Here is a 26,626-nt window from a genome sequence, read left to right on the forward strand (position 1 = left end):
GACTCATCGCGTGAGATGCGTCAGGCTTGGCCCATGTCGTCGAACCGGTCGCTGCGAGTACTTACCTGAGCGCACTCTCCCTGACCGAGAGTGCGCTGGCCCCGTGCATCTGGCACGTGGGCTTTTTTCTTGCCGTCGAACCCATCGGACGCCGCCGGACTGCCGCGTCCACCCGTGAGTAGCCCCACCCACTCCAGCCGAAGGCAAACCGCCATGACGAGACCCACGCCAGAGACCCTCGCCCACTCCGCCCGGCGGGCCCGTAGCGCCGCCGAGACCACCGACGCCGCCCGCGCCGCCGCCCCCACCCCGGCGGTACGCCCCACCCAGGCCCAGGCCGAGGTCTCGGGCGCCGGTTCGCTGGTGCGTTCCCTTGAGGCGCTCGGCGTCGACGTCGTCTTCGGTATCCCGGGTGGCGCGATCCTTCCGGCGTACGACCCGCTCTACGACTCGACCGTCCGGCACATCCTGGTCCGGCACGAGCAGGGCGCCGGGCACGCGGCCACCGGCTACGCGCAGGCCACCGGCCGGGTCGGGGTGTGCATCGCCACCTCCGGGCCGGGCGCGACGAACCTGGTCACCCCGATCGCCGACGCGTACATGGACTCGGTGCCGCTGGTGGCGATCACCGGTCAGGTGGCGCGGCCCTCGATCGGCACGGACGCCTTCCAGGAGGCGGACATCCAGGGCATCACGCTGCCGGTGACCAAGCACAACTTCCTGGTGCAGAACGCCACCGAGATCCCTCGGGTGCTGGCCGAGGCGTTCCACCTGGCCTCGACCGGTCGTCCCGGGCCGGTGCTGGTGGACATCCCCAAGGACGTGCTCCAGGCGCCGACCACCTTCGCCTGGCCGCCCACCCTGGACCTGCCCGGCTACCGGCCCACCCTGCACCCGCACGGCAAGCAGATCCGGGAGGCGGCCCGGCTGATGAGCAACGCCCGTCGCCCGGTGCTCTACGTCGGTGGCGGTGTGCTCAAGGCCGGCGCCACCGAGGGCCTGCGCAAGCTGGCCGAGCTGACCGGCATCCCGGTGATCACCACGCTGATGGCGTTGGGCGCCTTCCCCGACTCGCACCGGCAGCACCTGGGCATGCCCGGCATGCACGGCACCGTCGCCGCCGTCTACGGCCTGCAGAAGGCTGACCTGATCGTGGCGTTGGGCGCCCGGTTCGACGACCGGGTCACCGGCAAGCTGGACTCGTTCGCCCCGGACGCCGCCGTGGTGCACGCCGACATCGACCCGGCCGAGATCGGCAAGAACCGGCACGCGGACGTGCCGATCGTGGGCGACGCCCGGCACGTCATCGACGAGCTGCTGGCGGCGGTCAACGCCGAGCGGGCCGCGGGCCGTGGCACCGACCTCACCGACTGGTGGGCGCAGCTCGACGACCTGCGTGAGCGGTACCCGCTGGGCTACGAGGAGCCCGGCGACGGCACCCTCTCCCCGCAGTACGTGATCAAGCGGCTGGGGGAGATCGTCGGGCCGGACGCGATCTACGTCGCCGGGGTCGGCCAGCACCAGATGTGGGCCTCCCAGTTCATCTCGTACGAGAAGCCGCAGACCTGGCTGAACTCCGGCGGTCTCGGGACCATGGGGTACGCGGTGCCGGCGGCGATGGGCGCCAAGGTCGGCATGCCGGAGACGGTGGTCTGGGCGATCGACGGCGACGGCTGCTTCCAGATGACCAACCAGGAGCTGGCCACCTGTGCCCTGGAGGGCATCCCGGTCAAGATCGCCGTGATCAACAACGGCAACCTCGGCATGGTCCGCCAGTGGCAGACGCTGTTCTACGGCGAGCGGTACTCCAACACCGACCTCGGCACCCACAAGCACCGCATCCCGGACTTCGTCAAGCTCGCCGAGGCGCTGGGCTGCATCGGGCTGCGGTGCGAGAACGCCGAGGACGTCGACAAGACCATCGAGGCCGCTATGGCCATCAACGACGCGCCCGTGGTGATCGACTTCGTGGTCGGCAAGGACGCCATGGTCTGGCCGATGGTCGCTGCCGGCACCAGCAACGACGAGATCATGTTCGCCCGTGGCGTCCGCCCGACCTTCGACGAGGATGACATCTGATGACCATGCATACTCTCTCCGTGTTGGTGGAGAACAAGCCGGGTGTGCTGGCCCGCGTCTCCGGGCTGTTCTCCCGTCGCGGGTTCAACATCGACAGTCTCGCCGTCGGTGAGACCGAGAACCCGGACGTCTCCCGGATCACCATCGTGGTCAACGCCGAGTCGTCCCCGCTGGAGCAGGTCACCAAGCAGCTCAACAAGCTGGTCAACGTGCTCAAGATCGTCGAGTTGGACCCGTCGACCTCGGTGGCGCGCGAGCTGCTGCTGGTGAAGGTGCGCGCGGACCGCAACGCCCGCGCCCAGGTCCTGGAGACGGTCAACCTGTTCCGGGCCCGGGTGGTCGACGTGGCCTCCGACACGCTCACCATCGAGGCCACCGGCACCCCGGACAAGCTCGACGCGCTGCTGCGCGACCTCGAACCCTTCGGGATCAAGGAGATGGTGCAGTCGGGTCTGGTGGCGATCGGCCGCGGTTCGCGCGCCATCACCGCCGGCCCCGCGCTGCGGGCCGCCTGACCCGAGACCGCGGCCCGTCGCGCGGGCCGTCCGAACCGAACCGCCGGCCCGGCTCCTCCGGCCGCGGCAACCACGAAGCCACGACGGGCCACTGCGGCCGCCGTACGAAAGGGAAGTCATGAGCGTTGAGGTGTACTACGACGACGACGCCGACCTGGGCCTGATCCAGTCGAAGAAGGTCGCCGTGATCGGGTACGGCAGCCAGGGCCACGCCCACGCGTTGTCGCTGCGCGACTCGGGTGTCGACGTGGTGGTCGGTCTGAAGGAGGGCTCGAAGAGCCGGGCCAAGGCGGAGGAGCAGGGCCTGCGGGTGCTCACCCCGGCCGAGGCGGCCGCAGAGGCCGACGTGATCATGGTGCTGGCGCCGGACACCGCGCAGCGTCACATCTACGCCGAGTCGATCGCGCCGAACCTCAGCGCCGGCAAGGCGCTGTTCTTCGGGCACGGCTTCAACATCCGGTACGGCCTGATCACGCCGCCGGCCGAGGTGGACGTGGCGATGGTCGCCCCGAAGGGCCCCGGTCACCTGGTCCGCCGGCAGTACTCCGACGGCAAGGGCGTGCCCTGTCTGGTCGCCGTCGAGCAGGACGCCAGTGGCAGCGCGCTCGCGCTGGCCCTGTCGTACGCCAAGGGCATCGGTGGCACCCGGGCGGGCGCCATCAAGACCTCCTTCAAGGAGGAGACCGAGACCGACCTCTTCGGCGAGCAGGCGGTCCTCTGCGGCGGTGCCGCGGCGCTGGTGCAGACCGGTTTCGAGGTGCTCACCGAGGCCGGGTACGCCCCCGAGGTGGCCTACTTCGAGTGCCTGCACGAGCTGAAGCTCATCGTCGACCTGATGTACGAGGGCGGCATCGCCCGGATGCGGTACAGCGTCTCCGACACCGCCGAGTACGGCGACCTGTCCCGGGGCCCGCGCGTCATCGACGGCCGGGTCAAGGAGGAGATGCGCAAGATCCTCGGTGAGATCCAGAACGGCGAGTTCGCCCGCGAGTGGGTCGCCGAGGACGAGGCCGGCCGCCCCAACTTCGGCAAGTGGCAGGCGGAGGGCGCGGCGCACCCGATCGAGGAGACCGGCGCCAAGCTGCGCGGCATGATGAGCTGGGTCGACCGGCCGATCACCGAGACGGCCTGAGACCTCGGCCACCTGAGAGCACTCTCACCGACGGCACCCGGACCCGACGTTCTCCCCGACGTCGGGACCGGGTGCCGTGCTGTTCACCGAGGTGGCTAACGATCGTTAACACGCACGTCACGTCCGGTTTGTGAGGGCACTCACCCCGTAGTCCGGGGCACGCCGGCCTACCCGCCCCCTACGATCGCGGGTAGGTGCTCCAGGCGGCACCTGACGGCCATGGCCCCGCCCGCGCCGGGCGCAGCGCAGCGTCCCCGCACCGGCCGACCGCTCTGACGACATCTACGAGGACCAATGACTCCTGTCGTACTGATCGCCGAAGAACTCGCCCCCGCCGCCATCGAGGTGCTCGCCCACGACTTCGACGTCCGGCACGTCGACGGCACCGACCGCCCGGCTCTGCTCTCGGCGCTCTCCGAGGCCCACGCCGTCATCGTCCGCAGTGCCACCCAGATCGACGCCGAGGCGATCGCCGCCGCTCCGCGACTCAAGGTCGTGGCCCGCGCCGGGGTGGGTCTGGACAACGTCGAGGTGCCCGCCGCCACCGCGCGGGGTGTCATGGTCGTCAACGCCCCCACCTCGAACATCGTCTCCGCTGCCGAGCAGGCCGTCGCCCTGCTGCTCGCGGTCGCCCGCAACACCGCCAGCGCCAGCGCCGCGCTCAAGGCGGGGGAGTGGAAGCGGTCCAAGTACACCGGTGTGGAGATGCAGGGCAAGACCGTCGGCGTGGTGGGCCTGGGCCGCATCGGCGTGCTGTTCGCGCAGCGCATCGCGGCGTTCGGCACCCGGCTGATCGCGTACGACCCGTACATCCAGCCGGCCCGCGCCGCGCAGCTCGGCGTACGCCTGGTCGGGCTGGAGGAGTTGCTGCGGGAGAGCGACTTCATCTCCATCCACCTGCCGAAGACCCCGGAGACCGTGGGCCTGATCGGTGAGAAGGAGCTGTCCATCGTCAAGCCGGGCGTGCGGATCGTCAACGCCGCCCGGGGCGGCCTGGTCGACGAGCAGGCGCTGGCCGACGCGCTGGCCGAGGGCCGCGTCGCGGGCGCCGGTGTGGACGTGTACGCCAAGGAGCCGTGCACCTCCTCGCCGCTGTTCGCCCTCGACAACGTGGTGGCCACCCCGCACCTGGGCGCCTCCACCGCCGAGGCGCAGGACAAGGCCGGTCTGGCCGTGGCCAAGAGCGTCAAGCTGGCCCTGCAGGGCGAGTTCGTGCCGGACGCGGTCAACGTGCAGGCCGGCGGTGTGGTCGCCGAGGACGTACGCCCGCTGCTGCCGCTGGCCGAGAAGCTCGGCCGGGCCTTCACCGCGGTCGCCGGTGGGATCGCCGCCAGCGTCACCGTCGAGGTGCGCGGCGAGATCGTCGACCACGACGTCACCGTGCTCAAGCTCGCCGCCACCAAGGGGCTGTTCAGCTCGGTGGTGGAGGAGCAGGTCACCTACGTCAACGCGCCGCACCTGGCCGCCCAGCGTGGTGTGGAGGTGTCGCTGACCACCCAGACCGACACCGTCGAGTACCCCGTCCTGGTCACCGTGCGCGGCGCGCTGCCCGACGGCCGTACGGTGAGCGTCTCCGGCACGGTGACCCACGCGGGCACCCGGGACATCATCAAGCTGACCGAGGTGGACGGCTTCGACGTGGAGATCGGTGCGGAGGGCATCCTGCTGTTCCTCCGCTACGCCGACCGCCCGGGCGTGGTCGGCACCGTCGGCACGCTGCTCGGTGAGGCCGGCATCAACATCGCCGCGATGCAGGTGGCCCGTCGGGAGGCCGGCGGCGAGACGCTGATGACCCTCACCGTCGACCAGGCGCTCGGTGCCGAGCTGCTCACCTCGGCCGCCGACTCGATCGGCGCGACCTCGGCCAGCGCGGCGGACCTGCGCGACGAGTAGTCCACACACGACCGACAGGGGCCCGGCCGTCGGCCGGGCCCCTCGTCGTGTCGCCGTCGCCGGCACGGACCGACAGGGTGTCGGCACACGGCCGGGCGGGGCGGGTCAGCCGGGCAGGCGGACGGTGGTCGGCGGCGGGTAGACCGAGCCGTCCTGCGCGTCGAACAGCATCAGCCGGTACTCGCCGGCCAGCCGCTCGATGTCCAGCAGCACCTGGTCGGGGCAGCCCGGGTCCAGGTTCATCTCCACGTGGTCGGCCGCCGCGTGCAGCGGCATCACCGCCCAGGGCGTCGGTCGGCCGGTCGGCCGGTCCGGGTAGCTGGCGGTGATCGCCCGATAGAAGGCCACCACCCGTGGGTCCGGTTGGCGTTCGCCGTGCCGGCCGCTCCGGCACTGCTGCACCGCCGCTCGTACGTCCTCGGGCGTCGCCCCGTCCGGCAGGGCCCACACGCTCAGATCGAAACTCACGGCGGACAGCGTGCCATCCGATGTGCACGTTGTCGAAAACGGGCCGGTTGCGAAACGGTTCAGTGTGCCGCTGGAACCATTCCAGACGCTCCCCTGTGGAGCCCTTGCCGCGAATCACGTCAATTCGATAGCGTACGTGTGCGGTCACCGGCCGAGTTCGTGGCAGCGGCCCGTCTTCGGGTGGCGAGGTCGACGTCCGGCCGACCGGCCCGCACCCCTCGATTGCGTGAGCCATGCGCATTCGTCGCCGACCGGCCTCCACGGTCGTTGCCGCGGCTGTGGAGGCCGATCGCTGTCACCACCCACATTCGACACCCGCTTCGGGCCCGCCTCGATCAGCGCCGGGCGGCGAACAACGCGTGGTAGTCCGAATCACCACGGAACCAGGACAGTCCGGCCGACCCGGCGGCGTACAGGGCGGTGGCGTACGCGTCGGCCACCGACAGGTCGGGACCGACCACCGTGGCGGCGACCAGTTCGTCGGCGGGTCCACCGGTGTGCGGATCCACCACGTGCCCCTGCCGTCCGGTCACCCCGGAGGTGCCGATCGCACCCGCCGTCATCTCCAGCACCAGCGGTTCCCGGCGCCGGTCGGTCGGGTGGTGCACCGCGATCCGCCACGGCCCACCGTGTGCGGCGTTGCCGCGTACCACCAGGTCGGCGCCGGCGAGCACGGCGTAGTCGTGGATGCCGGCGGCGCGCAGCCGGGCCGCGGCCCGTTCGACCGCCCAGCCGCCGAGCAGGCCGCCCGGGTCGAATCCGCCGGGCACCGCCCAGGCGTCGAACCAGCCGTCCGTCGCCGCCCGCATGGCGGCGCAGCGGTCGACCAGCTCCGCCAGCGGCGGGTACGACTCGGCGCTGATCTCGCCCCGACGCAGCCGGGACACCAGGCTCCCCGGCCGGTTCGGGCCGTAGGTCAGGTCGATGGCCCGCAGTTCGGCGACCGCGTCCCGCAGCGCCTCGCCGACTCCCCGGCGGCCCAGCCACTCCGGCGCGTTCAGCATCAGGCGGTACTGCGCGGTCGAGGTGCGGACCGTGTGTGTGACGGCGATCCGGTCACCGGTCACCGTGCCGGTGCGGTCCGGCTTCGGGTCACGGGTGCCCAGTCGCAGGTCGGGCCGGCGGTAGCGGAAGACCGCCGGGTCGATCCAGCGGGTCCGTGGCTGCTCGTCGGTCCACATCGTGTCCGCCCCCTCCTCGACGGTCGCCGCGCCGTTACGCCGACCGTCCGGGCTCGGTGGCCCGTTGGAGATCACCGTAGGCAGCGGACATGACGGCCCCATGAATGCCTCCTGGGAAGCTGCTGTGCGTCAGCGATTTCCCGAAGAATGGAACACTCGTACCGGGAGGCGGGACGGCAGCGTACCGTCGAGCCGATACGAGCGAAGGAGCTGACGGTGGCACGGATCGCGGTGGTGGCCGGGGACGGGATCGGACCCGAGGTGGTCGCGGAGGCCCGCAAGGTCATCGACGCGGTACTCCCCGGAGTCGAGGCGACCGAGTACGACCTCGGCGCGGCACGTTACCACCGCACCGGCGAGGTGCTGCCCGACTCGGTGCTGGCCGAGCTGGCCGAGCACGACGCGATCCTGCTCGGCGCGGTCGGCGACCCGACCGTCCCGCCCGGCGTGTTGGAGCGGGGCCTGCTGCTCAAGCTGCGGTTCGCCTTCGACCAGTACGTCAACCTCCGCCCGTCGCGCCTCTGGCCGGGCGTGGCCAGCCCGCTGGCCACCGTCAAGTCCGGCGAGGTGGACCTGGTGGTCGTCCGTGAGGGCACCGAGGGTCTCTACGCCGGTGCCGGCGGCGCGCTGCACCGGGGCACCCCGGCGGAGATCGCCACCGAGGAGAGCCTGAACACCCGGCACGGGGTGGAACGGGTGGTCCGGGACGCCTTCGCCCGCGCCCGTCGGCGCGAGCGGCGCAAGGTGACCCTGGTGCACAAGACCAACGTGCTCACCCACGCCGGCTCGTTGTGGGCCCGCACCTTCGAGGCGGTGGCCGCCGAGCACCCGGACGTCACCACCGAGTACCAGCACGTCGACGCCGCCGCCATGTTCCTGGTCACCCAGCCCCAGCGGTACGACGTGGTGGTCACCGACAACCTCTTCGGCGACATCCTCACCGACATCGCCGCCGCAGTCACCGGCGGGATCGGCCTGGCCGCCAGCGGCAGCATCAACCCGGACGGGACATTCCCGTCGATGTTCGAGCCGGTGCACGGCTCCGCGCCGGACATCGCCGGCCGTGGCGTGGCCGACCCGGTCGCCGCCGTACTCTCCGCTGCCCTGCTGCTCGACCAGCTCGGGCACGCCGACGCCGCCGCCCGGATCACCGCCGCGGTCAGCGCGGAGCTGGCCGCCCGTGGCCCGGACGTAGCCCTGCGCACGGCAGAGGTGGGCGACCGGATCGCCGCGCAGGTAACCGCCTGAGGCTGCCACGCCCTCGCCGGTGACCCCGGTGACGAGGGTTCGTCGTGTGCTCCGGGCGATCCCCCGGACCTCGGCTCCGCCCTGCCTCGATCACGCACGTTCCGTGGGCTCCGTACCGGTTGTCGGCTTGCTACCCGCCGGTCGACCTACCCGCTGAACGACCGTTCGGGGTAAGTTTCTGGCACAAAAGTTTCCGGCATGCGGTCGGCGCATGTCGTCGTCCCCCCAGGGAGGTCAGCGCAATGAGCGGTGGTGACAAGCTCGACTTCGAGATCCGTCCGAATCCCGCGCCGGTATCCGCCGCCGATCGGGCCGCGCTGCTGGCCAACCCGGGATTCGGTCGGGTGTTCACCGATCACATGATCACTGTCCGTTACGCCGAGGGCAAGGGCTGGTACGACGCCCGGGTCGAGGCGCGCGGGCCGATCCCGATGGATCCCGCCAGCGCGGTGCTGCACTACGCGCAGGAGATCTTCGAGGGGATGAAGGCGTACCGCGCCACGGACGGCGGGGTCACCATGTTCCGCCCGTACGCCAACGCGGCCCGGTTCAACGTCTCGGCCACCAGGATGGCGATGCCGACGCTGCCCGAGGAGACCTTCGTCGACTCGCTGCACCGGCTGATCGAGATCGACCGCGAGTGGATTCCGGAGGGCGAGGACGGCAGCCTCTATCTGCGGCCGTTCATGTTCGCCAGCGAGGTCTTCCTCGGTGTGCGGCCCGCCAACGAGTACCTCTACTCGGTGATCGCCTCGCCGGTGGGGGCGTACTTCTCCGGTGGGGTCAAGCCGGTGACGGTCTGGGTCTCGCCCGACTACACCCGGGCCGGGCCCGGTGGCACCGGCGCGGCCAAGTGCGGCGGCAACTACGCCGCCTCGCTGGCCGCCCAGGCGCAGGCCATCGAGCACGGCTGTGACCAGGTGGTCTTCCTGGACGCGGTGGAGCGCAAGTACGTCGACGAGTTGGGCGGCATGAACGTCTTCTTCGTCTACGACGACGGCTCGATCGCCACCCCGCCGCTGACCGGCACCATCCTGCCCGGCATCACCCGGGAATCGGTGATCATGCTGGCCGAGGCGGCCGGACACCGGGTCGAGGAGCGTCCGGTGACCTTCGACGAGTGGCGGGCCGACGCCGCCAGCGGCCGACTGCGCGAGGTCTTCGCCTGCGGTACGGCTGCGGTGATCACGCCGATCGGCGCGGTGCGCTTCCCCGAGGGGGAGTTCGCCGTCGGTGGCGGCGAGCCGGGCACGGTGACGATGGGCCTGCGTCAGCAGCTCGTCGACATCCAGCGAGGCAAGGGCGCCGACCCGTCCGGCTGGGTCCACCGCGTGCTCTGAGATGCAAGGAAGGGTCCCCTGCTAACGCCTACGGCATAGCAGGGGACCCTTCCTCACATCCCGACGGCGCGACGTCCTCCGCACGGCGAGGGCGCGTCCTCGACAGGGTGAGCGGGTCGTCGAGGTGCGCGGCAGGCTAGGCGAGCAGGTGGGTGCGCAGGGCGGTGAGCTGCTCGTCGGTGACCCCGGCGTGCCGCAGGTAGTCCTCGACCGAGCCGTGGCCCGCGCGGATCTCGGTGAGGAAGAGCAGCATCGCCTCGGACGGCGAGGACAGGAACGGCGCCGGCAGCGGCGCGGCGTCGGGCAGGGTGGCGGCGACCCACGCGCTGAACCGTTGCGAGGCCTCGGTGCTCAGCGCGTAGTCCGACGCGATCTCCTCGTCGTCGACGCCGAGCACGGCGAGGGTCAGCCCGCAGACGATCCCGGTGCGGTCCTTGCCGGCCACGCAGTGCACCACCACCGGGCTGTTCGCCGCGTCGGCGATCAGCCCGATCGCCTCGGCCAGCCCGGCGGTGCCGGTACGGGCCAGGTCGGCGTACCGGTCGGCGAGGTAGCGGGCCAGGTCGGTGTGGGACTCGTCCAGCCCGGCCCACTCCGCGTGCTCGGGATGGATGTTGCGGTAGGTCAACCCGTCGAAGTCGGGGACCCGGCCGTCGCGTTCGACCTCGTGCGGCCGCCGCAGGTCGATGACGGTGCGGACACCGAGCGCCGCGAAGGCGTCCCGGTCGCCGTCGTCGATGCGGTGCAGCGAGTCGGAGCGGTAGAGCCGGCCGGTGCGTACGGTGCGACCGTCGTGTCCCCGATAACCGCCGACGTCTCGGAAGTTGAACGTGGTGGTGAACGGGATCCTGCGGTTGACCTCGATGGCGTCCACCCCTGTCACGGTAGACGGCCGGCGGGCGGATGCCCACCGGCCGTCAGGGCCGTACGCCCACGCGGGGGAGTCGTCAGCGGGGAGCGCCGGGCGGAGTGGCGGCGTACGTGTCGTTGTAGTAGCCGCCGAGCTTGTCGCGGTACGCCGGGTCGGTGGCCGTCTCGTCGTACTCCGGAGCGGCCTTGATCTGGTCCTTCTCGCGGTCGACGTAGACCTTCTGCTCCTCGTGGTCGACGTGGTTGACGGTGCCGGCGGGCAGCATGACCTTCTTGCCGAAGATCCACGGCCCGGTGTCGACGACCAGGTAGCTCGCGTTGACCTCGGCGCTGTTGCTGTCGATCTTGCCGATCGACCCGTCGGTGGCCTCGACCTTGTAGCCGACCAGGTTGGCGCCGGCCACCCCGGCCTCGTCCCGGTAGCTCCACGGGTCGAAGGCGCCGGCGGGGGCGCCGCCGGGCACCGTCCCCTGGTCGCCCTGGATGGTGACGTCCTCGCTCGACACCGCGCGCAGCGTCGGGTCGGACGGGGTGCCGTGCAGCGCCGGGTCGGGCGTGGCGTGCGTGCTGTCCGGGTTGAGCCTGTCCATGGGATCTCTCCTGCCCCGACTGTGACCAGCCGTCTCGGAGGTAGTGGTTCGCTGTCCCGGAGACACGTACCCGGGGCGAAGTCTCCTACACCCGTTGCGGGGAATCCACCTCGATGTCCGTCCCGACATGTGGATTGTTTCTCCCACGGGCTGTCCGAGAGTGGCAGAGTACCCACCGTGACCAGCACCGCCCTCATTATTGGCAACTAGCGCGCCGGCTCTCCCTCCGCCGAGCGCGCAGACCTCCCGCATCCGCGGGGGGTCTTTTTGTTGCGTCGGCCGGTGCCTGTACGAAGGGATCTCCCCCATGACGTTCCAGGTCTACGACACGACCCTGCGCGACGGTGCCCAGCGCGAGGGGGTCAGCTACTCGGTGGTCGACAAGCTCGCGGTGGCCCGGCTGCTCGACGAGTTCGGCGTCGGCTTCATCGAGGGTGGGTGGCCGGGTGCGGTGCCGAAGGACACCGAGTTCTTCCGCCGGGCGCGTACCGAACTCGACCTGAAGCACGCGGTGCTGGTCGCCTTCGGCGCCACCCGCCGGGCCGGCTCGGTCGCCGCCGACGACCCGCAGGTGCGCGGCCTGCTCGACGCGCAGACCCCGGCGATCGCCCTGGTGGCCAAGGCCGACCTGCGGCACGTCGAGCGGGCGCTGCGTACCACCGCCAAGGAGAACCTGGCGATGATCCACGACACGGTGACCCACCTGGTCGCCGAGGGGCGGCGGGTCTTCGTCGACGGCGAGCACTTCTACGACGGCTACCGCCACGACCCGGCGTACACCGCCACGGTGGTGGAGACGGCGCTGGCGGCCGGGGCGGAGCGGTTCGTGCTCTGCGACACCAACGGCGGGATGCTGCCCTCCTGGGTGACCGCGGCCATCTCCGACCTCACCGACCGGATCGGGGTCGCACCCGAGGTGCTCGGCATGCACGCGCAGAACGACACCGGGTGCGCGGTCGCCAACACCCTCGCCGCCGTCGAGGCGGGCGTCCGGCACGTGCAGGGCACCGCCAACGGGTACGGCGAGCGGCCGGGCAATGCCGACATCTTCGCCGTCGCGGCGAACCTCCAGCTCAAGCTCGGGCTGCCGGTCCTACCGGAGGGCTGCCTGGAGCAGATGGTGCGGGTCTCCCACGCCATCGCCGAGATCGCCAACATCGCCCCCGACACCCACCAGGCGTATGCCGGGGCCGCCGCCTTCGCTCACAAGGCGGGGCTGCACGCGAGTGCGATCAAGGTGGATCCGCTGCTCTACAACCACGTCGAACCCGAGGTGGTGGGCAACGACATGCGGATCCTGGTCACCGAGATGGCCGGCCGGGCCAGCATCGAGCTCAAGAGTCGTGAGCTGGGGCTGGATCTGGCCGGCCATCCGGAGACGCTGTCCCGGGTCACCAACCGGGTCAAGGAACTGGAGGCCGGTGGCTGGTCGTTCGAGGCCGCCGACGCCTCGTTCGAGCTGCTGGTCCGCTCCGAACTGCCGGACGCGGCACCGGCGCGGCCGTTCGCGCTGGAGTCGTACCGGGTGCTGGTCGAGCACCGCGAGGACGGCGCGGTGGTCTCCGAGGCGACCGTCAAGATCCGGGTACGCGGTGAGCGGGTGATCGCCACGGCGGAGGGCAACGGCCCGGTCAACGCGCTCGACGAGGCGCTGCGCGTCGGCCTCGGACGGCACTACCCGGAGCTGCGCGACTTCGAGCTGGCCGACTACAAGGTCCGCATCCTGGAGGGCAGCCACGGCACCGGCGCGGTCACCCGGGTGCTGGTCGAGACCGCCGACGGCCGGGGCGGTGGCTGGACCACCGTCGGCGTGCACCCCAACGTGGTCGAGGCGAGCTGGCACGCCCTGGTCGACGCGCTGACGTACGGCCTCGACCGGGCCCGCGTGTAACACCGCACCCGGCTGCTCCCGCCCGCACCCCTCGCACGCGCGCGGCGGGCGCGGCCGGGGTGTTAGCAGGGGTCCCCTGCTATCGCCTGGTGCACTAAAAGGGTCCCTTCCTTACACCGGCGGCGTCCGCGTCACGCGGCAGCGGGTGCGGGCAGGTGGAGGTCGGCGAGGACCATCCGGTGGTCGCTGCCGGGTAGCGGATGCACCGTCACGGCGCGTACCGCGATCCGGCGGTCGACCAGCACGTGGTCGATCACGACCGGTGGGATCGGGTCGCCGTCGTACGGTCCCCAGGTGCCGGTGAGCCCGGCGCCGACCGAGGCGGCGGCGTCGGCGTACCCGGTGCGCAGCAGGGCGCGCAACGGACTGTGGTCGAGGGTGGCGTTGAAGTCGCCGGCGAGGACGCTCAGCGGCCCGTCCGGGGTGGCCGCGGGTTGGGCCGCCAGGTCGGCGCGCCAGCCGGGCACCTGGTCCACCGCGTACGGGGCGGCCGGGTGGACCGACTCGACGCGGACGGCAGGCGCCCCGGGCACCGCCACCGTCGCGTACGCCTGGGTGAAGCTCCAGCCGCCACGGAGCTGGCGGACACCACCGTCGCCGATCGGGTGGCGGGCGTAGAGGCCGGAGCCCGGCGTGCCGTCCATCGCGTTGAGCTGCCGGTGGGGGAGCAGGTCCGCCAGGCCCAGTCGGTCCAGGTCGGCCTGCGCCTGCGGGGTGAACTCCTGCATCACCAGCACGTCCACCCGCGCCTCGCGGACCAGCGCGACGACCGCCCGTGGGTCGGCGGCTCCGGCGAGCAGGTTGGCGGTGAGCACGCGCAGCTCCGGTCCGTCGACCGTCGGCTGCGGCGAGGGTAGTGCGCGGGGCACCACCACCGCGAGCAGCGCCGCCGTGGTCACCGCCGCGACCACCGCCGGCCAGCGGCGTCGGAGGGCGACCGCGAGCACCAGCGGGACCAGGCTGCCGAGCAGCGCGTACGGCGTGAAGGCCAGCGCCTGCACCAACGGTCCCCGGTCCAGCCCGGCCAGCCGGACGACCGCCCACCCGGCCCCGGGGGCGACGGCGAGCCAGCAGAGCACGGTACGTCCGGAAAACTCCGACGGTCGGCCGAGGAAGATCGCCACAGCAGGCAGGGTAGCTGCCGCCCGCCGACCGGCGGAGATCCATTGCGTACGCGAGCGACCGAACAATTCTCACTCCTCATTCGTGAATGCGCCTCTCACAATTAGTGGTGATGATCCGACATTGCCCCAAAGCGTGAAGGGTTATTGACCGACGGTATTTTCCGGTGTTACGTTCCTGCTGGTCGGGTGGTCGCGATCAGGGAGATTTTCCCAGCTCAGAGCGCATGTCGATCATCGAGTAGAGCCGTTTGCGAGTGCACGAGAAAATGCAGCATCCGGCGTTCGAAGGTCATTGCGGCCCGACGAGGAAAAAGGCAATATCCGCCCCGCGTGTCGCGGGTCGGCGTATCCCCACGGTCACCAAGGGAGACCTGTCATGACCAGATTTTTCCGACGTAAGGCGGCCGCGGTGTCGATCGCGGCCCTGGCCCTGGCCCTCGCCGGCGGTGGTATCGCCGCGGCGAAGCCCACCGTGGCGGGCAACCAGCCCACCGCCCGCGCCACCGCGCAGCAGCCGGCGGTCACCACCGCCTCGATGAACAGCGCCCGGGCCCTGCTGGCCAAGGGTGAGGTCGCCGCGGCCAGCACCTCCGGGTACGCGACGGCGGTCAACGCCAACGGCACCAAGGCCCGCGGCGACGGGGTCGTGATCAAGTACGGCGTCGGCCAGTACGAGGTGCAGTACGGCAGCAACGTCGCCTCGGGCATCTACGTGGCGACGATCGGCCAGGCGGGCTCGTGCTGCGTCCCGCCCGCCGGGGAGGTCTCGGTGGCACCCCGGCTGCTCACCCCGAACGGGGTGTTCATCCAGACGCGCAACTCCGCCGGTGTTGCCGCCGACCTGCCGTTCTTCGTGATCGTGCACCGCTGAGCGTGGCACGTCCACCGGCCCCCACCCGTGCGGTGGGGGCCGGTGGTCGTTGCGTTCCCGGACGACCCACCCGACCGCTTTCGTGCCGTCCGGCCCGGTCCACGCCGTAACGGTGACGCCCGACCCGTCTGGGCCGCCCAGGGCCGGTAATTCCGACGTTTGTCCGAGGCGCCCCTCGGGAAGCAAGCACCGTGACGGACATCTCGGACACCATGGCCAGCCTGCCCAGCCCGGTCGATCCGGACGCGACCGCTGCGGAGCTGGACCAGACGCTCTTCGAGGTCAAACGCGTGATCGTCGGGCAGGATCGGCTCGTCGAGCGCCTGCTCACCGCCCTGATCGCCGACGGGCACTGTCTCCTGGAGGGCGTACCGGGGGTGGCCAAGACGCTCGCCGCGCAGACCCTCGCCACGGTCGTCGGCGGCACCTTCTCCCGGATCCAGTTCACCCCCGACCTCGTCCCGTCGGACATCGTCGGCACCCGCATCTATCGGGCGTCGAAGGAGAGCTTCGACGTCGAACTCGGGCCGATCATGGCGAACCTGGTGCTCGCGGACGAGATCAACCGGGCCCCGGCCAAGGTGCAGTCCGCGCTGCTGGAGGCGATGGCCGAACGCCAGGTCTCGATCGGCGGGCGCAGCTACCGGGTGCCGGAGCCGTTCCTCGTGCTGGCCACCCAGAACCCGATCGAGTCGGAGGGGGTCTACCAGCTCCCCGAGGCACAGCGCGACCGCTTCCTGATGAAGATCCTGGTCGACTACCCGGACGGCGCCGACGAACTGGCCATCCTCTACCGGATGAGCGCCGACCGCCCCCGGGCCCGCCCGGTGCTCGACGCGGACCGGCTGCGCGCGTTCCAACGACAGGCCACGCAGGTTTTCGTGCACCATGCCATCGCCGAGTACGTGGTCCGTCTCATCCTCGCCACCCGGGACCCGGTCCGGTTCGGGCTGCCGGAGATCGCCCCACTGCTGGCGTACGGCGCCAGCCCGCGCGCCACCCTCGGCCTGGTCGCCGCCGCGCGGGCCCGGGCGATGCTGCGCGGCCGGGAGTACGTGCTGCCCGAGGACGTCTGGGACCTCGCGGGCGACGTACTGTCGCACCGGCTGGTGCTCTCCTTCGACGCGGTCGCCGACGGGGTGACCGCCGAGGCCGTCGTGCGCCGCCTGGTCGAGGTGGTCCCGCCGCCCCGGGTGGCGGCCACCGGTCAACCCGAGTATGCCCCCGACCTGGCCGCCGCCTGATGGCCCGCCGACCCGTGCCGGTGCCCGTACCGGCCGATCCGGTGCTCGCCGACCTCACCCCGGACCAGCGGCTGCGTCGGCTGGAACTGACCGTCACCCGCCGGCTCGACGGGATGCTGCACGGCGAGCACCGGGGCCTGCTGCCCGGCCCGGGCAGCGAACCCGCCGGCAGCCGGGAGTACCGGCCCGGCGAGGACGAGGTGCGCCGGATGGACTGGTCGGTGACCGCCCGGACCACCGTGCCGCACGTCCGGCAGGTGGACGCCGACCGGGAGCTGACCACCTGGCTGCTGGTGGACGCCAGCCCCAGCATGGAGTACGGCACCGCCGAGCTGGACAAGCGGGAACTGGCGGTGGCGGCGGTCGCCACCGTCGGCTTCCTCACCACCGGCCCGGGCAACCGGCTCGGTGCCCAGGTGCTCACCACGTCCGGGTTGCGTCGGATGCCGCCGCGCGGTGGGCGTACCCATCTGCTCGGGTTGTTGCGTGGGCTGCTGGCCGAACCCCGGGTGGGTGGCCACGACGGGCCCGCCGGGCCGCCGCCCGGCGCGGCCGACCTCTCCGACGCGGTGGCGGAGGTACACCGGGTGGCGCACCGGCGCGGCCTGGTGGTGGTGGTCTCCGACTTCCTCGACGGACTGCCCGACGACCCCCGGTCGCCGGCCACCTGGGAACGCCCGCTACGTCGGCTGGCCGTGCGGCACCAGGTGCTGGCGGTGGAGATCACCGACCCTCGTGAGCTGGAGCTGCCGGACGTCGGCCTGATCACCCTGGCCGACCCGGAGACCGGCGAGCGCCGCGAGGTGTGGACCGGCGACCGGCGGCTGCGCGAGCGGTACGCGGCCGCCGCCGCCGCCCAGCGCGAGCAGGTCCGCGACGCGGTACGCCGATCCGGCGCGACCCACCTGAGCCTGCGCACCGACCGGGACTGGGCGGCCGACATCGTGCGGCACGTCCACGCACAACGTCGCCTGGCCGCCGCCGGAGCCGGACCGAACCGGGGAGGGGCGGCATGATCTGGCAGTCGCCGGTCCGCCTCTGGCTGTTGCTCGGCGTGCTCGCCCTGGCGTTGACCTATCTGGTGGCGCAACGGCGGCGCAGCCGGTACGCGGTCCGCTTCACCAACCTGCGGCTGCTCGACCGGGTGGCGCCCCGGCGGCCGACCTGGCGTCGACACCTGCCGGCCGGGCTCTTCCTGGCCATGCTGGCTCTGCTGGTGGTGGGTTTCGCGCGGCCCAGCGCCGAGGTGCGGGTGCCCCGGGAACGGGCCACCGTGATGGTGGCGGTGGACGTGTCCACCTCGATGCTCGCCGGCGACGTGGACCCGGACCGGCTCACCGCGGCCAAGAGCGCCGCCCGGCGGTTCGTCGACAACCTGCCGGACGAGTTCAACGTCGGGTTGGTGGCCTTCGCCGGTAGCGCGGCGGTGCTGGTGCCGCCGAGCACCGACCGGGAGTCCCTGCACGACGGCATCGAGCGCCTCGCCGAGGGGGTGACCGGCGTGCAGGGCACCGCGATCGGCGAGGCGATCAGCACCTCGCTGGGGGCGGTGAAGGCGTTGGACGAGGCTGCCGCGACCCAGCCGCCCCCGGCCCGGATCATCCTGCTCTCCGACGGTGCGAACACCTCGGGCATGGATCCGATGGAGGCCGCCGCCGACGCCGTCGCGGTCGAGGTGCCGGTGCACACGATCTCGTTCGGCACACTGAGCGGTTTCGTGGACCGGGGCGGTCGGCCGATCCAGGTGCCGGTGGACGGAGAGACGTTGCAGGCCGTCGCCGAAGAGACCGGGGGCGTCTTCCACGAGGCCGCGACGAGCGACGAACTGCGGGCCGTCTACGACGACATCGGCAGCTCGGTGGGCTGGCGAAAGGTGCGGCAGGACGTCTCGTCCCGGTTCATCGGGCTCGGGCTGGTGTTCGCGATGGGTGCGGCGTACGGCTCGATGCGGTGGTTCTCCCGCCTGCCCTGACCCGTCCTGGCGACCGGATCGACCCGGGCCCGCCACACGTGAGGAGCGTACGAATGGCAGTGCAGACCGGACTGGGTGAGCCACGCGGACCCTGGTTCGTCTCGCCCGATCTCCCACCGGACGGGCGGGGTGGACCGGACGGGCCGAGCGGGGACCGGGCGGCCTGGAGTTGGCGCCGTCGACTGCTGGCCGGGCTGGCGGTGGTGACGCTGTCGACGGGGTCGGGGGCGTTGGCCGGTGGCTGGGTGGCCGGTCGCGACGGTGTGCCGGGTCCGGCTGCCGCGTCCGCCGCCCCGGTGCCGGCCGAGCTGGTCACCGCGGCGGAGAAGACCGTGCCCGGGGTCGTGTCGGTGCTGGTGGGCGGCTCCGGTGGCGCCTCGGCGACCGGCTCCGGTTTCGCCGTCGACACCGAGCAGCACATCATCACCAACGACCACATCCTGGCCAAGGGGCGTGGCGAGGTGACCGTCGAGCTGCCGGACGGCCGGCGGTTCGCGGCGGAGGTGGTGGGCCGGGAACCGGGCAGCGATCTCGCCGTGCTCCGGGTGCCGTCCTCCGCCGGGCTGACGGCGTTGCCACTGGCCAAGCCGGGGTCGACCCGGGTGGGCGAACCGGTGCTGGCGGTGGGTTCGCCGCTGGGGCTGCCGGGCACGGTCACGGCGGGGATCGTCAGCGCGCTGGACCGTCAGGTACGCCTCGGTGACAACCGGCACCGGGCGGTGCAGACCGACGCCTCGATCAACCCGGGAAACTCCGGTGGCCCGCTGGTCAACGCCCGGGGCGAGGTGGTCGGTGTGAACACCGCGATCGCCACCATCGACGGCAACGGCTCGATCGGCATCGGGTTCGCCATCCCGATCGAGCAGGTGCAGCAGACCGCCGACACGATCATCGGCAAGGGCGGCTGAGGTCACCCAGAGTCACTGTCCCATTACGGTCGGATGTGTGATCTGTCGGGTTTCTGGCGGTCGAAGATCGGAGAATGGAAATATTACGCTGAGTATGAATACTGGCGTGGGTGGAGCGTCCTCTCATCACGGTCCTCCTGCTGGTGGGCCTCATCATCGGAAGTGGCGTCGGGTCGTCGTACGCGCGGGCCCGGCGCGGCTGGAACGACTATCAGGCGGCGAAGAAGACCGTGCCCGGCGCGCGTCGCGCCGCCTGGCTGCTGATCAAGGTGGTCACCACGAAGGTCGGCGTGATCGCCCTGCTTCTCGTCGGAGCGGTCGCGTTCGCGGCGGTCGGCGGCGACTAGCCGGCCAGGCCGGAGCCGAATCCGAGCAGCGCTCCGAAATAGCCCCCGGCACGCTAGCCTCTGTGCGTGGACGACGGACTGCGGGTGACCGACCGGTGGAGTGTCCCCGCCGCCGAGCTGCGGGAACGGTTCTCCCGGTCGTCCGGGCCCGGCGGCCAGGGGGTCAACACCACCGACTCCCGGGTCGAGCTGAGCTTCGACCTGGCCGGTTCGCCCAGCCTGCCGGAGTCGCTGCGGACGCGGGCGCTGGAGCGGCTCGCCGGCCGGCTGGTCGACGGCGTGCTGACCATCGCCGCCAGCGAGCACCGGGCGCAGCTCGCCAACCGCGAGGCGGCTCGGGACCGGCTCGCCGCACTGCTGCGCGAGGCGGTCGCGCCACCGCCTCCGCCGCGTCGGCCGACCCGCCCGTCGCGTGCCGCCAAGGAGCGCCGGCTCGCCGAGAAGAAGCGTCGCTCGCAGCGCAAGCGCGACCGCCGGGCGGACGGCGAGTGACGCCGCTCGGGCATCACGGGACGAGGCTGACGGCGAGCGGGCGACACGGCGCTTCCGGCGCCCGATGACTGTCCGTAGTGGAGCGTCAGGCGGGGATCGCCGCCAGCAACCGGTCGCGCAGCACCCCGGCCCGCTCGGCGAACTCCCGCTGCGCCGTGGCGTACGTGGCGCGCCCCTCCGGGGTCTCCACCCGCACCGGCGGGTAACCGAGCGCCGCCAGGTCGTACGGCGAGGCCCGCATGTCCAGCGTGCGGATCTCCCGGGCCAGCGCGAAGGCGTCGCCGACCAGCTCCGACGGCACCAGCGGGGAGAGCTTGTAGGCCCACTTGTACAGGTCCATGTTGGCGTGCAGGCAGCCCGGCTGCTCGTGCTCGTGCTGCGTGTCCCGGGTCGGCCGGAGCACGTTGAGCGGGCGGGCCGGCTCGGTGAAGAACCGGTACGCGTCGAAGTGGCTGCACCGTACGCCGCGCTCCTCGACGACCTCGGCGGTGCGTTCCGGGCTCAGCCGCAGCGGCCACGCGCGGTGCCGGACCTCGTCCTGGTTCTGCCGGTAGACCATCGCCCACTCGTGCATGCCGAAACAGCCCAGGTGGGCGGGGCGTGCGGCGGTCGCCGCCAGCAGGGACCCGATCCAGCGCACCGACTCGCCACGACGGGCCAGGACCGCCCCGGTGTCGAGGACGACGCCGCCGTCGACCACCCGGTGGTCCGGACCGAAGTCGGCGGCGTCCGCCCCGCGCAACAGCACCCCCGCACCCGGCTGCCACCGGCGCAACTGCGCCGGCCGGCACGAGTAGTAGGTGAAGAGGAAGTCCTCCACCGGATGCTTCTCACCTCGCCGGCGGCGCTCCAGGTGCCCGCCGAGCCAGCCGTCCACCCGCTCCTCGTGGGCGCGGCGGCGGGCCTGCCAGTCGGCCGCGTCGAGCACGGCGGGGGCGAGGGCGGCGGTCATCGCCCCAGGGTACGACCGCCGCCCGCCCGCCGGTCAGGGCACGTCCACCCGCACGCCGGCGGAGAAGACACCGCTGCGCAGTTCCAGGTGCCGGGGCGCCTGCGCGCCGTCGACGGTGAAGACCAACGGCAGCACCGTACGACTGCCCGCCGCAACCGGTTCGGCGAAGACGTCCCGCCCCCGGTTGGCCCGCCGGGTGGCCTGCTCGTCGGTGGTCACCCAGTTGCCGTCCGCCAGGTACGCCCGCTGCAACTTGCCGTGCCAGCTCTGGTGCTCCGGCGTGACGTTGCGCACCCCCACGGTCGCCTGGCACTTCCGGGCGCCGCCGCCCGGCTCGCAGGCCATCCGGTAGACGGTGAACTCGAACGAGTCCTCGCGTAGCGGCACGCCCAACCCGCCACTGATGCCGGTGCCCTTCCACGCGCCGCTGGTCGGCTGACTGTCGGTGTCGATCGCGGCGACGCGCCGGGTGGCGGTCCACGCCGCCACGCCGATCGTGACGAGGAGCACCGTCGCGGCCACCGGCACCACCAGCCACACCGGTGGCGTACGACGACGGGCCGGGGGCCGGGGCGCGGCCGGGCGCGGGTAGACCGTCCCCCGTCCCTCCGAGGCCAGCGCGGCGGCGACCGGTCGCGTGCGTCGACGCCAGGTGACGAAGCCGATGAGGCCGAGCACCAGCACCGCGACCGCACCGGCCAGCAGCGCGGGCGCCTGGTGCCGCCAGCCCGACTCCGCCGCACCGGCCGCCGGTGCGTCCGGCGACGTCCAGGTGGCCGACGCACAGTCGTACGGCTGCTGGTCGTCGGTGCCGAAGGCGCAGGCGGGTGTGGTCAGCGGCGCTTGCGTGGAGGCGGCGGCCAGCGTGGTGTCCAGCGTCCGGGCGCTGTGGGGCGGCAGGCTCAGGCGCCAGGTCACCTCGGTCGCCGCCGACCCGTCGGGGCGTACCTCCCGGCCGCCGCCGCTGATCGTCGTCGCCGTGGCACCCTGGGGCAGCTCCTGGCGCACCGTGGTGGAGACCGGCGCGTCGCCCCGGTTGCGGACCTCGATGCGGTAGCCGGGCGCGGCAGTGTTCTGCGGTCTCACCGCCACGCTGATCTCCGGCTTGGCCGCCGGTGGGGCGACCCGGGTCGGAGTGGGCACCGCCGGCGGTGCCGACGGCATGGTGGGCTCCGGCGTGGCGGCTGCCGCGTGCGGCCGACCGGGCGCCGGGGCGTCCGGAGCGGTTGCCGCCGGTAGGACCGGCAGCGCCGTCAGCAGACCGACGCAGTGCACGATCGCCGCGAGCTTCCTGTGGTGTCGTGTCGATGCAGGCATACGAACGAACCTCCGCAGCCGACGCTAGGGGCGCGCGCACGTCGTGCGGGTACGAAGCGGCGAATCCGGCCCCGACGCTGATCATCGCGGGTAGGCTGCGCCGTCCCCGAGGCGACCGTACCGGATCGGCGGTGCTGGTCCGGTCTGCGACCGGACTAGATTGACCTGGTGCGTATCGCTCGTTTCGCTCATGCCAAGGGAATGTCGTTCGGGGTCGTCGAGGGGGAGCCGGAGGCGGGCCCGCAGGGGCTGACCGTCGCCGAGATCACCGGACACCCGTTCGGCCAGATCACGTTCAGCGGCGTCCGGTGGGCGCTGTCCGACGTCCGCCTGCTCTCCCCGATCCTGCCCAGCAAGGTGGTCTGTGTCGGCCGCAACTACGCCGAGCACGCCGCCGAGCACGGCAACGAGGTACCGAAGGAGCCGCTGCTCTTCCTCAAGCCCTCCACCTCCGTCATCGGCCCCCGGGACGCGATCCGCCTGCCCGAGTTCAGCAAGCAGGTCGAGCACGAGGCGGAACTGGCCGTGGTGATCGGGGCGCCGGGCGCCCGTCGCGCCGACCGGGCCGCCGCCGAACGGGCGATCTTCGGCTACACCTGCGCCAACGACGTCACCGCCCGGGACCTCCAGCGGTCCGACAGCCAGTGGACCCGGGCCAAGGGGTTCGACTCCTTCTGCCCGATCGGTCCGTGGATCACCACCGGGCTCGACGTCACCGATCTGGAGATCCGCTGCGAGGTGGGACGCGACCCGGAGGAGATGGAGGTCCGGCAGCTCGGCCGTACCCGGGACATGGTCTTCGACGTGCCGGCCCTGGTGTCGTACGTGTCGCACGTGATGACGCTGCTGCCGGGCGACATCGTCCTGACCGGCACCCCGGCGGGGGTTAGCCCGATCACGGAGGGGGATACGGTGGCCGTCCGGATCCAGGGGATCGGTGAGTTGACCAACCCTGTCGTGTCCGCGACCTGACCGCCGTTTACGCAGCTCAAGGGCGGTTTGGGGAAGTTGATTTGGCCCGTCGGTGCCGGGAGGGTAGAGTTTGCTCCCGGCACCGCAAGGGGCCAATGGGGTATGGGGTAATTGGCAGCCCAACTGATTCTGGTTCAGTTAGTCTAGGTTCGAGTCCTGGTACCCCAGCGCAACCGCGATTCGCACGAATCGAGGTCGCTGGATTCTGGTGGAGTTCAGCACCGATGTCCCGCAGGGGACCCGGTCACGAATTCTGGTAGAGTTTGGCGGCACCACCGCGAGGTGGTGTCGCACAGTGTGTTCTGGCCCCGTCGTCTAGCGGCCCAGGACGCCGCCCTCTCAAGGCGGTAGCGCCGGTTCGAATCCGGTCGGGGCTACAAGAGATTCAGGTAACGGCTCGTCCCGCTCCGCGGGTCGGGCCGTTTCGCTGTGTGCTGCCGTCCTGCGCCGGCCCGGCGTGCCGGCCATCCCGCATGCCGGCCTTCTGCATGCCGGCCATCCTGTGTGCTGGCCCGCTGCCGTGCCGCCATCCTGTGTGCTGGCTCCCTGCGTGCCAGCCTTGGGGGCGGGTGCGACTGACTGCTGGCCCCCCGCCCGGCCCGGTGTCGGTTCACCCGATCGGGTGACATCGCCCCCGGCCTGGCCCGACGGCGGCGTCCCACCCCAGATTCCGTCGTCGAGAGGGACGCCGCTAGACTACTGCCGCACCGCCCGCGAGGGTGGTGAACCAGGAAAGTCTTGGCCCCGTCGTCTAGCGGCCCAGGACGCCGCCCTCTCAAGGCGGTAGCGCCGGTTCGAATCCGGTCGGGGCTACCACACCGAAGCCCGTCTCGCCCCGCGCGAGGCGGGCTTCTCCCGTCGCACCCCCCACCATCCGCACGTCCACGCCACCCTCAGGTCGACCCTTCGGCGAGTTGACCAAGAAGTTCGCGTCAGGATCCGCCCCTCCCGAAGGTGCAAACTTCTTGATCAACCGAGGAGAGGGCGGGCGGAGGGGAGAGGGGGGAGGGTGGGAGGGAGGGAGTGGGAGGGTTAGAGGCCGGAGAGGCGTTGGCCGGCGCGGACGACGGCCATGGCGTGGCGTTCGCCGGGGCGGCGGCCGAGACGCTCGATGGGGCCGGAGATGCTGATCGCCGCGATGACCCGGCCGGTGCGGTCCCGGATCGGTGCGGAGACACTCGCCACACCGGCCTCGCGTTCGGCGACGCTCTGCGCCCAGCCCCGGCGGCGTACCTCGGCGAGGGTGCGGCCGGTGAACTTGGACCGCGGTAGCAGTGGCATCACCGCCTCGGGTGGCTCCCAGGCGAGCAGGATCTGCGCCGCCGAACCGGCCACCATCGGCAGCACCGACCCCACCGGGACGGTGTCCCGCAGCCCGCTGGCGCGCTCGGCGGCGGCCACGCAGATCCGTTCGTCCGCCCGGCGCAGGTAGAGCTGTGCGCTCTCGCCGGTGGCGTCGCGCAGGGCGGCCAGCAGTGGCTCGGCGGCGGTCAGCAGCACGTCCGGTGCGGCGTTCGCCAGTTCGCCCAGGCGTGGCCCGGGACGCCAGCGGCCCTGGGTGTCCCGGACCAGCATCCGGTGGATCTCCAGCGCCTGTGCCAGCCGGTGCGCGGTGGCCCGGGGCAGCTTGGTGCGTTCAACGAGTTCGGCCAGGCTGGCGCCGTCGACACAGGCGGCCAGGATGACCACCGCCTTGTCGAGAACGCCGACACCGCTCATACTGTGTCCCACAAGCCGAAATTTACCTCCCAGAATTTAGGATGTCCAGATGGTGGGAGTCACTCCTGAGCCGAGGACCCTGGCCGAGAAGGTCTGGGACGCGCACGTGGTCCGATCCGCCGATGGTGAGCCCGATCTGCTCTTCATCGACCTGCACCTGCTGCACGAGGTGACCAGCCCGCAGGCCTTCGACGGGCTGCGGCTCGCCGGCCGGCAGGTGCGCCGTACCGACCTCACGCTCGCGACCGAGGATCACAACACCCCGACCGGGTACGCCGATCCCTCGTTCCGGCAGCGCCGTGGTGACCTGCTCACCATCGCCGACCCCACCTCCCGGACGCAGATCGAGACGCTGCGCCGCAACTGCGCCGAGTTCGGCGTGAAGCTGCACCCGCTGGGCGACGAGAACCAGGGCATCGTGCACGTCATCGGGCCGCAGCTCGGGCTCACCCAGCCCGGCATGACGATCGTCTGCGGCGACTCGCACACCGCCACCCACGGCGCGTTCGGTGCGTTGGCGTTCGGCATCGGCACCAGTGAGGTCGAACACGTCCTGGCCACCCAGACGCTGCCGCAGGGCCGCCCCAAGACGATGGCGGTCACCGTCAACGGCCAGCTCCGTCCCGGTGTCACCGCCAAGGACCTGGTCCTCGCGCTGATCACGAAGGTGGGCACCGGCGGCGGGCGCGGGCACATCGTGGAGTACCGGGGCGAGGCGATCCGGGCGTTGTCGATGGAAGGCCGGATGACCATCGCCAACATGTCCATCGAGTGGGGCGCCAAGGCCGGCATGATCGCGCCGGACGAGACCACCTTCGCGTACCTGAAGGGGCGGCCGAACGCGCCGGCCGGCGCGGACTGGGACGCCGCGGTCGCGTACTGGCGGACGCTGCCCACCGACGAGGGCGCGACGTTCGACGCCGAGGTGACGCTGGACGCCGCCGAGATCACGCCGTTCGTCACCTGGGGCACCAACCCGGGTCAGGGTGCGCCGCTGGGCGCGGCGGTGCCGAACCCGGACGACTTCGGCACCGAGCCCGAGCGGGCCGCGGCCCGTCGTGCCCTGGAGTACATGGACCTGCGGCCCGGTACGCCGCTGCGGGACCTCTCGGTGGACGTGGTCTTCGTCGGCTCCTGCACCAACGGCCGGCTGGAGGACCTGCGGGCCGCCGCCGACGTGCTGCGCGGCCACCAGGTCGCCGACGGCGTACGCATGCTGGTGGTGCCGGGCTCCGCCGCGGTACGCGAGGCCGCCGAGTCCGAGGGGCTGGACAAGGTCTTCACCGACGCGGGCGCCGAGTGGCGTTTCGCCGGCTGCTCGATGTGCCTGGGCATGAACCCGGACACGCTCTCCCCGGGTCAGCGGTCCGCCTCCACCTCCAACCGGAACTTCGAGGGCCGGCAGGGCCGGGGTGGGCGTACCCACCTGGTGAGCCCGCCGGTCGCCGCCGCCACCGCCGTGGCCGGCCGGCTGGCCGCCCCCGCCGACCTGTAGAGAAGG

The 26,626-nt window shown here is 72.0% G+C and carries 24 protein-coding genes and 3 tRNA genes; 19 read left to right on the forward strand and 8 right to left on the reverse strand.

Annotation, left to right across the window (positions count from 1 at the left end; translation table 11 throughout):
- Positions 1 to 213: 213 nt before the first annotated feature.
- From HUT12_RS07530 to serA, 4 genes are all read left to right on the forward strand, one after another.
- Positions 214 to 2,079, forward strand: coding sequence for an acetolactate synthase large subunit (locus tag HUT12_RS07530; RefSeq protein WP_176092934.1), 1,866 nt, complete (start codon positions 214 to 216; stop codon positions 2,077 to 2,079).
- A complete protein-coding gene (gene ilvN, locus HUT12_RS07535) occupies positions 2,079 to 2,594 on the forward strand; it encodes an acetolactate synthase small subunit (protein ID WP_131052035.1) in 516 nt (171 codons plus the stop codon). The genes HUT12_RS07530 and ilvN overlap by 1 nt, the downstream gene beginning before the upstream one ends.
- A 118-nt stretch (positions 2,595 to 2,712) precedes the next feature.
- Positions 2,713 to 3,726 (forward strand): ketol-acid reductoisomerase, encoded by a 1,014-nt coding sequence (ilvC, locus tag HUT12_RS07540; RefSeq protein ID WP_131052036.1) that lies wholly within the window; start codon positions 2,713 to 2,715, stop codon positions 3,724 to 3,726.
- A 294-nt stretch (positions 3,727 to 4,020) separates the two neighbouring features.
- Positions 4,021 to 5,619: a phosphoglycerate dehydrogenase gene (gene serA / locus HUT12_RS07545; RefSeq protein ID WP_131052037.1), complete on the forward strand. Its 1,599-nt coding sequence runs from the start codon at positions 4,021 to 4,023 to the stop codon at positions 5,617 to 5,619.
- A gap of 105 nt (positions 5,620 to 5,724) precedes the next feature.
- Here the strand turns inward: serA and HUT12_RS07550 are convergent, their stop codons facing one another.
- Positions 5,725 to 6,087, reverse strand: a complete 363-nt coding sequence (locus tag HUT12_RS07550; RefSeq protein ID WP_131052038.1) for a hypothetical protein — start codon at positions 6,085 to 6,087, stop codon at positions 5,725 to 5,727.
- Between the two features lie 335 nt (positions 6,088 to 6,422).
- Positions 6,423 to 7,268 carry an FAD:protein FMN transferase gene (locus HUT12_RS07555; protein ID WP_176095683.1) on the reverse strand — a complete coding sequence of 282 codons (846 nt, stop codon included), beginning with the start codon at positions 7,266 to 7,268 and terminating at the stop codon, positions 6,423 to 6,425.
- 216 nt (positions 7,269 to 7,484) lie between these two features.
- Between HUT12_RS07555 and HUT12_RS07560 the strand changes: the two genes are divergently transcribed.
- Entirely contained in the window at positions 7,485 to 8,516 is a 1,032-nt protein-coding gene (locus HUT12_RS07560) for a 3-isopropylmalate dehydrogenase (protein ID WP_131053244.1), read from the forward strand.
- Between the two features lie 242 nt (positions 8,517 to 8,758).
- Positions 8,759 to 9,856: a branched-chain amino acid aminotransferase gene (locus tag HUT12_RS07565; RefSeq protein WP_176092935.1), complete on the forward strand. Its 1,098-nt coding sequence runs from the start codon at positions 8,759 to 8,761 to the stop codon at positions 9,854 to 9,856.
- Positions 9,857 to 9,992: 136 nt separating this feature from the next.
- Here the strand turns inward: HUT12_RS07565 and HUT12_RS07570 are convergent, their stop codons facing one another.
- The gene (locus tag HUT12_RS07570) at positions 9,993 to 10,730 is read right to left on the reverse strand and encodes a tyrosine-protein phosphatase (RefSeq protein WP_131053242.1); all 738 of its coding nucleotides are present in this window, start codon (positions 10,728 to 10,730) and stop codon (positions 9,993 to 9,995) included.
- Positions 10,731 to 10,803: 73 nt separating this feature from the next.
- Positions 10,804 to 11,316: a PRC-barrel domain-containing protein gene (locus HUT12_RS07575; RefSeq protein WP_176092936.1), complete on the reverse strand. Its 513-nt coding sequence runs from the start codon at positions 11,314 to 11,316 to the stop codon at positions 10,804 to 10,806.
- Between the two features lie 307 nt (positions 11,317 to 11,623).
- Here HUT12_RS07575 and cimA point away from each other — a divergent pair, with 307 nt between their 5' ends.
- On the forward strand, positions 11,624 to 13,207 hold the full coding sequence (gene cimA, locus HUT12_RS07580) for a citramalate synthase (protein ID WP_131053241.1): 1,584 nt from the start codon (positions 11,624 to 11,626) through the stop codon (positions 13,205 to 13,207).
- 131 nt (positions 13,208 to 13,338) lie between these two features.
- On the opposite strand, the gene HUT12_RS07585 is transcribed toward cimA, so the two are convergent.
- Positions 13,339 to 14,331, reverse strand: coding sequence for an endonuclease/exonuclease/phosphatase family protein (locus HUT12_RS07585; protein ID WP_236145732.1), 993 nt, complete (start codon positions 14,329 to 14,331; stop codon positions 13,339 to 13,341).
- Positions 14,332 to 14,707: 376 nt separating this feature from the next.
- Between HUT12_RS07585 and HUT12_RS07590 the strand changes: the two genes are divergently transcribed.
- The 7 genes from HUT12_RS07590 to arfB all read left to right on the forward strand — a co-directional run bounded on the left by HUT12_RS07590 (position 14,708) and on the right by arfB (position 20,165).
- Complete coding sequence (locus tag HUT12_RS07590; RefSeq protein ID WP_131053240.1) at positions 14,708 to 15,202, forward strand: hypothetical protein; 495 nt, start codon at positions 14,708 to 14,710, stop codon at positions 15,200 to 15,202.
- A gap of 191 nt (positions 15,203 to 15,393) precedes the next feature.
- Complete coding sequence (locus HUT12_RS07595) at positions 15,394 to 16,446, forward strand: MoxR family ATPase (RefSeq protein WP_131053239.1); 1,053 nt, start codon at positions 15,394 to 15,396, stop codon at positions 16,444 to 16,446.
- Positions 16,446 to 17,462, forward strand: a complete 1,017-nt coding sequence (locus HUT12_RS07600; RefSeq protein ID WP_131053238.1) for a DUF58 domain-containing protein — start codon at positions 16,446 to 16,448, stop codon at positions 17,460 to 17,462. Before HUT12_RS07595 ends, HUT12_RS07600 begins: the two co-directional genes overlap by 1 nt.
- The gene (locus tag HUT12_RS07605) at positions 17,459 to 18,418 is read left to right on the forward strand and encodes a VWA domain-containing protein (protein WP_131053237.1); all 960 of its coding nucleotides are present in this window, start codon (positions 17,459 to 17,461) and stop codon (positions 18,416 to 18,418) included. Before HUT12_RS07600 ends, HUT12_RS07605 begins: the two co-directional genes overlap by 4 nt.
- 53 nt (positions 18,419 to 18,471) lie before the next feature.
- Positions 18,472 to 19,326, forward strand: a complete 855-nt coding sequence (locus tag HUT12_RS07610; RefSeq protein WP_131053236.1) for a S1C family serine protease — start codon at positions 18,472 to 18,474, stop codon at positions 19,324 to 19,326.
- A gap of 110 nt (positions 19,327 to 19,436) precedes the next feature.
- The gene (locus HUT12_RS07615; protein ID WP_176092937.1) at positions 19,437 to 19,673 is read left to right on the forward strand and encodes a hypothetical protein; all 237 of its coding nucleotides are present in this window, start codon (positions 19,437 to 19,439) and stop codon (positions 19,671 to 19,673) included.
- A gap of 66 nt (positions 19,674 to 19,739) precedes the next feature.
- Positions 19,740 to 20,165, forward strand: a complete 426-nt coding sequence (gene arfB / locus HUT12_RS07620) for an alternative ribosome rescue aminoacyl-tRNA hydrolase ArfB (protein ID WP_176092938.1) — start codon at positions 19,740 to 19,742, stop codon at positions 20,163 to 20,165.
- A gap of 85 nt (positions 20,166 to 20,250) precedes the next feature.
- Here arfB and HUT12_RS07625 read toward each other — a convergent pair whose 3' ends face one another.
- Together HUT12_RS07625 and HUT12_RS07630 are read right to left on the reverse strand one after the other, a co-directional pair.
- Positions 20,251 to 21,117 (reverse strand): 3-methyladenine DNA glycosylase, encoded by an 867-nt coding sequence (locus HUT12_RS07625; RefSeq protein WP_131053233.1) that lies wholly within the window; start codon positions 21,115 to 21,117, stop codon positions 20,251 to 20,253.
- Between the two features lie 33 nt (positions 21,118 to 21,150).
- A complete protein-coding gene (locus HUT12_RS07630; RefSeq protein ID WP_176092939.1) occupies positions 21,151 to 22,434 on the reverse strand; it encodes a hypothetical protein in 1,284 nt (427 codons plus the stop codon).
- Between the two features lie 168 nt (positions 22,435 to 22,602).
- Between HUT12_RS07630 and HUT12_RS07635 the strand changes: the two genes are divergently transcribed.
- The 4 genes from HUT12_RS07635 to HUT12_RS07650 all read left to right on the forward strand — a co-directional run bounded on the left by HUT12_RS07635 (position 22,603) and on the right by HUT12_RS07650 (position 24,222).
- Positions 22,603 to 23,406, forward strand: a complete 804-nt coding sequence (locus HUT12_RS07635; protein ID WP_131057754.1) for a fumarylacetoacetate hydrolase family protein — start codon at positions 22,603 to 22,605, stop codon at positions 23,404 to 23,406.
- Between the two features lie 96 nt (positions 23,407 to 23,502).
- A tRNA-Gln gene (locus tag HUT12_RS07640) sits at positions 23,503 to 23,574 on the forward strand.
- A 136-nt stretch (positions 23,575 to 23,710) separates the two neighbouring features.
- A tRNA-Glu gene (locus HUT12_RS07645) sits at positions 23,711 to 23,783 on the forward strand.
- A gap of 363 nt (positions 23,784 to 24,146) precedes the next feature.
- A tRNA-Glu gene (locus tag HUT12_RS07650) sits at positions 24,147 to 24,222 on the forward strand.
- Between the two features lie 216 nt (positions 24,223 to 24,438).
- Here HUT12_RS07650 and HUT12_RS07655 read toward each other — a convergent pair.
- On the reverse strand, positions 24,439 to 25,125 hold the full coding sequence (locus tag HUT12_RS07655) for an IclR family transcriptional regulator (protein ID WP_091084913.1): 687 nt from the start codon (positions 25,123 to 25,125) through the stop codon (positions 24,439 to 24,441).
- Between the two features lie 49 nt (positions 25,126 to 25,174).
- Here HUT12_RS07655 and leuC point away from each other — a divergent pair, with 49 nt between their 5' ends.
- Positions 25,175 to 26,620: a 3-isopropylmalate dehydratase large subunit gene (leuC, locus tag HUT12_RS07660; RefSeq protein WP_176092940.1), complete on the forward strand. Its 1,446-nt coding sequence runs from the start codon at positions 25,175 to 25,177 to the stop codon at positions 26,618 to 26,620.
- Positions 26,621 to 26,626: the final 6 nt, after the last annotated feature.

This window comes from Verrucosispora sp. NA02020, from assembly GCF_013364215.1.
Taxonomy (GTDB): domain Bacteria; phylum Actinomycetota; class Actinomycetes; order Mycobacteriales; family Micromonosporaceae; genus Micromonospora.